The 8,285-nt window shown below is 70.7% G+C and carries 8 protein-coding genes; 3 read left to right on the top strand and 5 right to left on the bottom strand.

The window, feature by feature from the left end:
* Positions 1–62: 62 nt before the first annotated feature.
* Complete coding sequence (locus tag AADR41_RS39970) at positions 63–1,754, bottom strand: fumarate hydratase (RefSeq protein ID WP_342287204.1); 1,692 nt, start codon at positions 1,752–1,754, stop codon at positions 63–65.
* 205 nt (positions 1,755–1,959) lie between these two features.
* On the opposite strand from AADR41_RS39970, the gene AADR41_RS39965 reads away from it, so the two are divergent.
* Both AADR41_RS39965 and AADR41_RS39960 read left to right on the top strand, forming a co-directional pair.
* Entirely contained in the window at positions 1,960–2,685 is a 726-nt protein-coding gene (locus tag AADR41_RS39965) for a DUF1707 SHOCT-like domain-containing protein (protein ID WP_342287203.1), read from the top strand.
* A gap of 275 nt (positions 2,686–2,960) precedes the next feature.
* Positions 2,961–3,341, top strand: coding sequence for a WhiB family transcriptional regulator (locus AADR41_RS39960; protein WP_124716632.1), 381 nt, complete (start codon positions 2,961–2,963; stop codon positions 3,339–3,341).
* A 207-nt stretch (positions 3,342–3,548) separates the two neighbouring features.
* Here AADR41_RS39960 and glpX read toward each other — a convergent pair whose 3' ends face one another.
* Positions 3,549–4,580, bottom strand: a complete 1,032-nt coding sequence (gene glpX / locus AADR41_RS39955) for a class II fructose-bisphosphatase (protein ID WP_342287201.1) — start codon at positions 4,578–4,580, stop codon at positions 3,549–3,551.
* Between the two features lie 141 nt (positions 4,581–4,721).
* Between glpX and AADR41_RS39950 the strand changes: the two genes are divergently transcribed.
* Entirely contained in the window at positions 4,722–5,240 is a 519-nt protein-coding gene (locus AADR41_RS39950) for a DUF4245 domain-containing protein (RefSeq protein WP_342287200.1), read from the top strand.
* Positions 5,241–5,387: 147 nt separating this feature from the next.
* On the opposite strand, the gene AADR41_RS39945 is transcribed toward AADR41_RS39950, so the two are convergent.
* The 3 genes from AADR41_RS39945 to xseA form a co-directional block, all read right to left on the bottom strand.
* Entirely contained in the window at positions 5,388–5,978 is a 591-nt protein-coding gene (locus tag AADR41_RS39945) for a malonic semialdehyde reductase (protein ID WP_342287198.1), read from the bottom strand.
* 440 nt (positions 5,979–6,418) lie between these two features.
* Positions 6,419–6,706, bottom strand: a complete 288-nt coding sequence (locus tag AADR41_RS39940) for an exodeoxyribonuclease VII small subunit (protein WP_342287196.1) — start codon at positions 6,704–6,706, stop codon at positions 6,419–6,421.
* Between the two features lie 67 nt (positions 6,707–6,773).
* On the bottom strand, positions 6,774–7,985 hold the full coding sequence (xseA, locus tag AADR41_RS39935) for an exodeoxyribonuclease VII large subunit (protein WP_342287194.1): 1,212 nt from the start codon (positions 7,983–7,985) through the stop codon (positions 6,774–6,776).
* Positions 7,986–8,285: the final 300 nt, after the last annotated feature.

The following is an 8,285-nucleotide window of genomic DNA, read 5'->3' as shown; positions in this document are numbered from 1 at the left end:
CCCCCCGCGGCGCCCCCCCCCCCCCCCCCCCCCCCCAGGGCCCTGGTTCCGTGCCCGAAGGGTCAGGCGAGACCCGGGCCCCGTACCGGAATGCTGGTGAACGTCGGCGCGGTGGCGGGCTCGGTGAAGAAGTCGTTGCCCTTGTCGTCGACGACGATGAACGCGGGGAAGTCCTCGACCTCGATCTTCCAGACCGCCTCCATGCCGAGCTCCTCGTACTCGACGACCTCGACCTTCTTGATGCAGTCCTGCGCGAGCCGGGCCGCCGGTCCGCCGATCGAGCCCAGGTAGAAACCGCCGTGCGCGTCGCACGCGTCGGTGACCTGCTTGGACCGGTTGCCCTTGGCGAGCATCACCTTGGAGCCGCCCGCCGCCTGGAACTGCGCGACATAGCTGTCCATGCGGCCGGCCGTCGTCGGGCCGAAGGAGCCGGAGGCGTACCCCTCGGGCGTCTTCGCCGGGCCCGCGTAGTAGACCGGGTGGTCCTTCAGGTACTGCGGCATCTCCTCGCCCGCGTCCAGCCGCTCCTTGATCTTGGCGTGCGCGATGTCGCGGGCCACGACCAGCGGACCGGTCAGCGAGAGCCGGGTCTTGACCGGGTACTTGGTCAGCTCGGCGAGGATGTCGTCCATCGGCCGGTTGAGGTCGATCTCCACACTGTGCCGTTGAGCGTCTTCGCCGCGGGCACCGGCCTCGTCGAGGTGCTCGTCCGTGGTGTCCGGCAGGAAGCGGGCCGGGTCCTTCTCCAGCTGCTCCAGGAAGACGCCCTCCGCGGTGATCTTCGCGGTGGCCTGGCGGTCGGCCGAGCAGGACACGGCGATCGCCACGGGCAGCGAGGCGCCGTGCCGGGGGAGGCGGACGACGCGCACGTCGTGGCAGAAGTACTTGCCGCCGAACTGCGCGCCGATGCCGATCTTCTGCGTCAGCTCGAAGACCTTCTCCTCCAGCTCCTTGTCCCGGAAGCCGTGGCCGGTGGGGGAGCCCTCGGCCGGCAGCTCGTCCAGGTAGTGCGCGGAGGCGTACTTCGCGGTCTTCAGCGCGAACTCCGCCGACGTACCGCCGACGACGATCGCCAGGTGGTACGGCGGGCAGGCGGCCGTGCCCAGCGAACGGATCTTCTCCTCCAGGAACTTCATCATGGAGGCCTCGTTCAGCACGGCCTTCGTCTCCTGGAAGAGGAACGACTTGTTGGCCGAGCCGCCGCCCTTCGCCATGAAGAGGAACTTGTACGCGCCGCCGTCGGTGGCGTACAGCTCGACCTGGGCGGGGAGGTTCGAGCCGGTGTTCTTCTCCTCCCACATGGTGAGCGGAGCCATCTGCGAATAACGCAGGTTGAGCTTGGTGTACGCGTCGAAGATGCCGTGCGACAGCGCCTCCTCGTCACCGCCCTCGGTGAGGACGTTCTGCCCGCGCTTGCCCATGACGATCGCGGTGCCGGTGTCCTGGCACATCGGCAGTACGCCCGCCGCCGCGATGTTCGCGTTCTTCAGCAGGTCGAGCGCGACGAACTTGTCGTTGGACGAGGCCTCGGGATCGTCCACGATCCGCCGCAGCTGCGCCAGGTGGGCGGGGCGCAGGTAGTGCGAGATGTCGTGCATGGCCTCGGCGGCCAGGGTGCGCAGCGCCTCCGGAGCGACCTTGAGGAACGTACGGCCGTCGGCCTCGAAGGTGGAGACACCCTCGGAGGTCACCAGACGGTACGGCGTGGTGTCCTCTCCCAGAGGGAGCAGATCGGAGTACGCAAACTCTGGCATTACGGCCATTCCTCACTCGGCAGACGGCGGCTGACCTCCCTTGGGCAGCGCACCCACCAGGGTAGAACGCCGCACGAGCGCCGAAGCTGTGAGGTAAGGCTCAGTTCGGCCACTCCCGGGCGGCGGTCTCGGGGGGTCGGGTACGACACGGCGGAGGCGGGGCAGGGGCTAGTCGCGATCTATCGCGTTTGGGTACGCTGGGTCGGTGGACCTCGAAAAGCAGCCCCAGCAGCCCCAGCGACCGGTGGCCCCGGCGGAACCGGCGGAGCCTGTGGCCCCGGCGGCCCCGACGGCACCGGTGGAACCTGCCGGCATCCGCGCCTCGGACGCGGACCGGGACCGGATCGCGGACATCCTGCGGGAAGCCATGGCCGAGGGCCGGCTCACCGCCGACGAGCACGCCGAGCGGGTCGACGCGGTCTATCGCGCCAAGACCGTCGGCGAGCTGGAACCGCTGGTGCGGGACCTGCCCGCCCCGGGTGGTGCCCCCCGTGCGGCCGCCGCCCCCGGCGCCTACGGTCACGAGGGCCCCACCGGCCCCAGTGGCCCCGCCGAGAACCTGGTGGCGATCTTCAGCAGCTCGACCCGCAAGGGCCGTTGGCGGGTCGGCGGCCGTACGAACGCCTTCGCGCTCTTCGGCAGTGTGGAGGTCGATCTGACCGAGGCGCTTTTCGGTCAGAGACTCACGGTCGTCAATGCGACCTCCATCTTCGGGAGCGTCGAAATCAAGGTCCCCGAGAACATCTCGCTGCGTGGCAGCGGCACGGGCGTCTTCGGTAATTTCGAAGTCGCCACCCTGGAATCCGCGGACCCCGAGGCGCCGGTGGTCGTGGTCAACGGCTATTCCGTGTTCGGCAGTGTGGAGGCGAAGCCCAAGCGGGGGAAGTTCATCGCGGACCTTCAGGACCGGCTGCGCAAATACCTCGGATAGCTCCCGCGAAACCGCTCCGAACCATCCTTCGAAACTCCGCAGGAACTTCGCAGGAACTCCGCCGGTGCTCCTTCTGAACTGCTGCGGAACTCTCTCGGGACCGCTCCGGAGCCGCTTCGGGACGCCATCGGAACTGCTTCGAAAACAAGCCAGATTCCTTGTCGGCCGCTATTGCGCACCCCCGGCCGAGTGCCACTCAGTGCATAGGCGCGCGCACAGCGGGTAGGGACTGCTGCATCGTCTCTCGCTCGCGAAGCCGTCGTCAGGAGTAGACCGTGCTGCAACTGCCGCATCAGCCCCTGCAGGTCGCCGCCGTCCCTCCCCAGCGCACCCCCGCGCGGGAGGACCAGGCCGGCCCCTGGCATTCGGAGGCGGTGTGCCGCCGGGATGAAGCCGGGCTGTTCTTCGCCCCGTCGAAGGAGCCGACTGCTGCCAGGCTCGCCCGCGAGGAGTCCGCGAAGCGGGTCTGCGCGCGCTGCCCGGTGATGATCGAATGCCAGGAACACGCGCTCATACAGCCGGAGCCGTACGGGGTGTGGGGCGGGCTCACCGCCGCCGAGCGCCGTGTGGTGCTGGCCCGGCGCAGACGTCGCGAGATGGAGCGCAAGGCCTCGTCCGCCGCCGGCGCGACGGGCCGGATCGCCGCGGCGGGCTGAACGGAGCCGACCGGTCGGGGCACAGAAGCCGACCGGCCGGGGCGGGCCCGCACGGCCGGTACGCGAAGAGGCGCCCCCACCGCACATGGGGGGCGCCTCTTCGCGTACCGCTGCCGGCGGTCTCCGGGACGGGACCGGTACCGGCTCCCCGGGCCTCTCGGGCCTCCCGGACCGCCCTGCTTCCCTTGCCCTGCTCTCGCGCGTTCTCTACTTCGCGCGGTCGAAGTCGATCGCGCTGTAGGCGCGCAGCTTCGAGAGCCGGTGCGTGGAGTCGATCTTCCGGATTGTGCCGGACTTGGAGCGCATGACGATCGACTCGGTGGTCGCGGTCTCCGCGCGGTACCGCACGCCGCGCATCAGCTCGCCGTCGGTGATGCCGGTCGCGACGAAGAACACGTTGTCGCCGCTGACCAGGTCGTCGGTGGACAGCACCCGGTCCAGGTCGTGCCCGGCGTCCAGCGCGCGCCGGCGCTCGGCCTCGTCCTTCGGCCAGAGCTTGCCCTGGATGACGCCGCCGAGGCACTTTATGGCGCAGGCCGAGATGATGCCCTCGGGGGTGCCGCCGATGCCCATCAGCAGGTCGACGCCGGTCCCCTCGCGGGCGGCCATGATCGAGCCGGCGACATCGCCGTCGGAGATGAACTTGATCCGGGCGCCGGTCTCGCGGATCTCCTTGACGATGCCCTCGTGGCGCGGGCGGTCGAGGACGACGACCGTGACGTCCTCGGGAGCGGAGTTCTTGGCCTTCGCGACCCGGCGGATGTTCACCGAGACGGGGGCGTTGATGTCGACGAAGTCGGCGGCCTCGGGGCCGGTGACCAGCTTGTCCATGTAGAAGACGGCCGACGGGTCGAACATGGCGCCGCGGTCCGCGGCGGCCAGTACGGCGATCGCGTTCGGCATGCCCTTGGCGTTCAGGGTGGTGCCGTCGATCGGGTCGACGGCGATGTCGACCTCGGGGCCGGTGCCGTCGCCGACGCGCTCGCCGTTGAACAGCATGGGGGCTTCGTCCTTCTCGCCCTCGCCGATGACGACGACGCCGTTCATCGAGACGGTGGAGACGAGGGTCCGCATGGCCTTCACGGCGGCGCCGTCGGCGCCGATCTTGTCGCCGCGGCCCACCCAGCGCCCCGCCGCCATGGCGGCGGCCTCGGTGACCCGGACCAGCTCCAGGGCGAGGTTGCGGTCGGGGGCCTCGGGGGAGACCTCTAGCTGGGACGGCAGATGATGCTCGGACATCGGAGCGCACCTTTCTGTACGGCGACGACCGGAAGAGGGTGCTGTGACTCTATCGTCAGGTCGACAAAATGAGCAGACCGGGTCACTTATGAGCGGCTGCCCCCGGGTCGGGCCCGTCGGGCCTAATGCGACCATGGACCCGTGGCTAGCAAGCGAGGCAAGCAGACGGTGCGGGACATGTTCCTGTCGATGGCGGTCATCTCCGCTGCGGCAGGCGTTGTTTACATCTTCGTTCCGCACGACGAGAACGCCAACCCGGTCAAGGCGGTCGACTACCGGGTCGAGCTCCTGACGGCCCGCCGCGCGGCGCCGTACCCCGTGGTCGCCCCGGACGGTCTGACCGGGAAGTGGAAGCCGACCTCGGTCAGCTACGACCGCAAGGCGGGCAACAGCTGGCACCTGGGCTTCCTCGACCCGGAGGGCAAGTACGTCGCGGTGGAGCAGTCCACCTCCCCGGCGAAGAAGTACGTCACCGAGGTCAGCCAGGACGCCAGGAACACCGGGCGCACGAAGCAGGTCGCGGGCGAGACCTGGCAGCACTGGGAGGGCTCGAAGTACGACGCCCTGGTGCGCCACGACAAGGGCTCGACCACCGTGGTCACGGGCTCCGCATCCCCGGACCGGCTGGCGGAGATGGCCGCCGCACTCAAGGCTTCCTGACGTCGTACGTACGGAAGAAGGCCCTGGAGCACCGAATCGAGTGCTCCAGGGCCTTCTCCGTACGCCGCGGGCGCGGTGGGCGCGGTGGCGCGGCGGTGGCCGGACCGGGACGGCCGCCTCCGGGGCGGCCGACTCGGACGGTCCGACTCAGACGGTCGTGACGACCTCGTCGTAGGCGAGGCGCGGCAGGCGCGGGAACCAGGCGTCCTCGCCCGGCTTGCCGATGTTGACGACCATCAGGAGGCTGTGGTCGCCGTCCAGGAACTCCTTCTCGATGCCCGAGGCGTCGAAGCCGGTCATCGGGCCGGCGGCCAGGCCGGCGGCGCGGATGCCGATGAGGAAGTACGCGGCCTGCAGCGCGCCGTTCAGCGAGGCGGCCGACTCACGGACCGGGCGCTCGGAGAAGAACGCGTCCTTGGCCTGCGGGAAGTGCGGCAGCAGGGCCGGGAGCTCCTCGTGGAACTCGTTGTCGGTGGCCAGGATCGCGACCAGCGGGGCGGTCGAGGTCTTCGGCTGGTTGCCCTCGGCCATGTGCTTCACGAGGCGCGCACGGGCGTCGTCGGAGCGGACCAGGACGACGCGCAGCGGCGACTGGTTGAACGCGGTCGGCCCGTACTTGACCAGGTCGTAGATCGCCTGGACCTGCTCCTCGGTCACCGGCTCGTCGGTGAAGGTGTTGGCGGTGCGGGCCTCACGGAAGAGGAGGTCCTGGGCGGCGGGGTCAAGAGCGAGGGACATCGTGCGTGTTGCCTTCCGGACGTACACATGGATCGACTGACGCGGATCACGGTAACCCGGAGATAGGTTAACTTTCAACTAAAAGTGTCCCGGGGTGATCTGTTCCACAGCGATTCCGGCAGCCCCGGCGGTTCCGGCGGTCGGATCGACCCTGGCAGCCACCGGACGTCCCCGGCGGCCGGAGCGGCCCCGGACTTCCTGGTCGGCCTCAGCGGACCCGGTGGCTCCGGCGGCCACCTGACATCCCGGCGGTCACCGTATATCCCGGCGGTTCCGGGCAACCCGGCGGTCCCGAACACCCTGGTGACCACAGCGGCCGCAGCGGCCACAGCGGACCGCCGCTGTCACAGCTGTCACCGGGCGTCCTGGTGGCCACAGAGGCCGCAGTCGGCCACCGCTGCCACAGCTGCCACAGCTGTCACCGGGCGTCGTCGTGGGGCTCAGCCGTTGTCGGCCGTTGCCGACGTCGTCGCTGCCGCCGTGCCGCCGCCGCTCTCCTGGGAGTCGGCCGGGCCGGCCAGTGCCGCGTCCAGCCGGGCGCGTGCGCCCTCCAGCCAGTGCCGGCACACCTTCGCCAGCTCCTCGCCCCGCTCCCAGAGCGCGAGCGACTCCTCCAGCGTCGTACCGCCGGCCTCCAGGCGGCGCACCACCTCGATCAGCTCGTCACGGGCCTGCTCGTAGCCGAGCGTGCCCGTGGCACCAGCCGCCGTAGTCGCGTCGTCCGTCATGCGTCCCACCCTACGTTCCGGCCCACCGGGAGCCTGTGACCTCGTCCGTCCATGAATCCGACCCCGTTCACTCGCTCACCCGCACGGCGAACTCGCCCCCCGAGACCCGCGCCCGCAGCACCTCGCCCGGCGCCCCCGCGTCCTCGGGAGCCCGCACGACGTGGCCGTCGGGCCGCTGCAATACCGCGTATCCGCGCTCCAGCGTCGCCGCGGGCGACAGCGCGACGACCCGCGCCCGGGTGTGGGCGAGCTCCGAATCGGCCCGGTCCAGCAGATGCCCCAGCACCCGCCGGCTCCGCCCGACCAGCGCGTCGATCTCCGCCGCGCGCTCGTCCACCATCCGCTGGGGCTGCTCCATCGACGGCCGGCCCAGGGCGTGCGCCAGACCCCGCTCCTCCCGGTCCAGCAGCCCCCGTACCGAGCGCAGTGCCCGGTCGCGCAGCTGCCGCACCCGGTCCAGCTCCTCGCCCACGTCCGGCACGATCTTCTTCGCCGCGTCCGTCGGCGTGGAGGCGCGCAGGTCCGCGACCAGGTCGAGCAGCGGGGAGTCCGGTTCGTGGCCGATCGCCGACACCACCGGCGTGCGGCACGCGGCCACCGTCCGGATCAGCTGCTCGTCCGAGAACGGCAGCAGGTCCTCGACGCTGCCGCCGCCCCGCGCAACGACGATCACATCGACGTCCGGCAGGTCGTCCAGCTCCTTCACCGCCTGGACCACCTGATTGACCGCGTGCACACCCTGCACCGCAGCGTTGCGCACCTCGAAGCGCACTGCGGGCCACCGCCGGCGGGCGTTCTCCAGCACATCGCGCTCGGCCGCCGACGCCCGCCCGCAGACCAGGCCGATCAGCTGCGGCAGGAACGGCAGGGGTTTCTTCCGGTCGAGCGCGAAGAGTCCTTCCGAGGCCAGCGACTTCTTCAGCTGTTCCAGGCGGACCAGCAGCTCACCGATGCCGACCGGCCGTATCTCCGTGGCCCGCAGGGACAGCTGGCCGCGCGGCGCGTACCACTCCGGCTTGGCCAGGACGACGACCCGCGCACCCTCCGTCACCACATCCGCGATCCGGTCGAAGACCTGCCGGAAGCACGTCACGCTGACCGAGATGTCCTGTGACGGGTCGCGCAGCGTCAGGAACACCACTCCGGCACCCGGACGCCGCGACAGCTGGGTGATCTGCCCCTCGACCCAGACCGCCCCGAGCCGGTCGATCCAGCCGCCGATGAGCCGCGACACATCACCTACGGGCAGCGGAGCTTCCGCGGACGTTTGGAGAGCCATGCGAGGGAGCGTATCCGCCCCCACCGACAGACCGGGCGCATCAGCCCCGCCGACAATCGAGCGGCCACGACAGCGGCCACGAAAGCGGCCACGGCAGCGGCCACGACGAGGACAGCGCGAAGACCGCGCCCGCCCGGTTCACAGCCACCCGCGCCCGCCCTTGCCCCCGGCTCGCACCACGTACACCGCCCGGTTCACGCCTCCCCGTCCGCCCGGCTCACGCCACCCGTACCCGTCCGGCTCGCAGCCGCCCACGCCCCCTCGCACCACGTACACCACCCGGTTCACGCCACCCCCCCC

Origin of the sequence: Streptomyces sp. CLV115, assembly GCF_038448545.1 — a bacterium.
In the GTDB taxonomy this organism is placed as follows: domain Bacteria; phylum Actinomycetota; class Actinomycetes; order Streptomycetales; family Streptomycetaceae; genus Streptomyces; species Streptomyces sanglieri.
The sequence above is the reverse complement of the archived record's forward strand: the minus strand, read 5'-3'. Positions and strand labels throughout refer to the sequence as shown.

Coding starts and splice junctions, on each gene's coding strand:
- AADR41_RS39970 (WP_342287204.1), bottom strand. CDS start 1,754: ATGCCAGAGTTTGCGTACTCCGATCTGCTCCCTCTGGGAGAGGACACC.
- glpX (WP_342287201.1), bottom strand. CDS start 4,580: ATGTCCGAGCATCATCTGCCGTCCCAGCTAGAGGTCTCCCCCGAGGCC.
- AADR41_RS39945 (WP_342287198.1), bottom strand. CDS start 5,978: ATGTCCCTCGCTCTTGACCCCGCCGCCCAGGACCTCCTCTTCCGTGAG.
- AADR41_RS39940 (WP_342287196.1), bottom strand. CDS start 6,706: ATGACGGACGACGCGACTACGGCGGCTGGTGCCACGGGCACGCTCGGC.
- xseA (WP_342287194.1), bottom strand. CDS start 7,985: ATGGCTCTCCAAACGTCCGCGGAAGCTCCGCTGCCCGTAGGTGATGTG.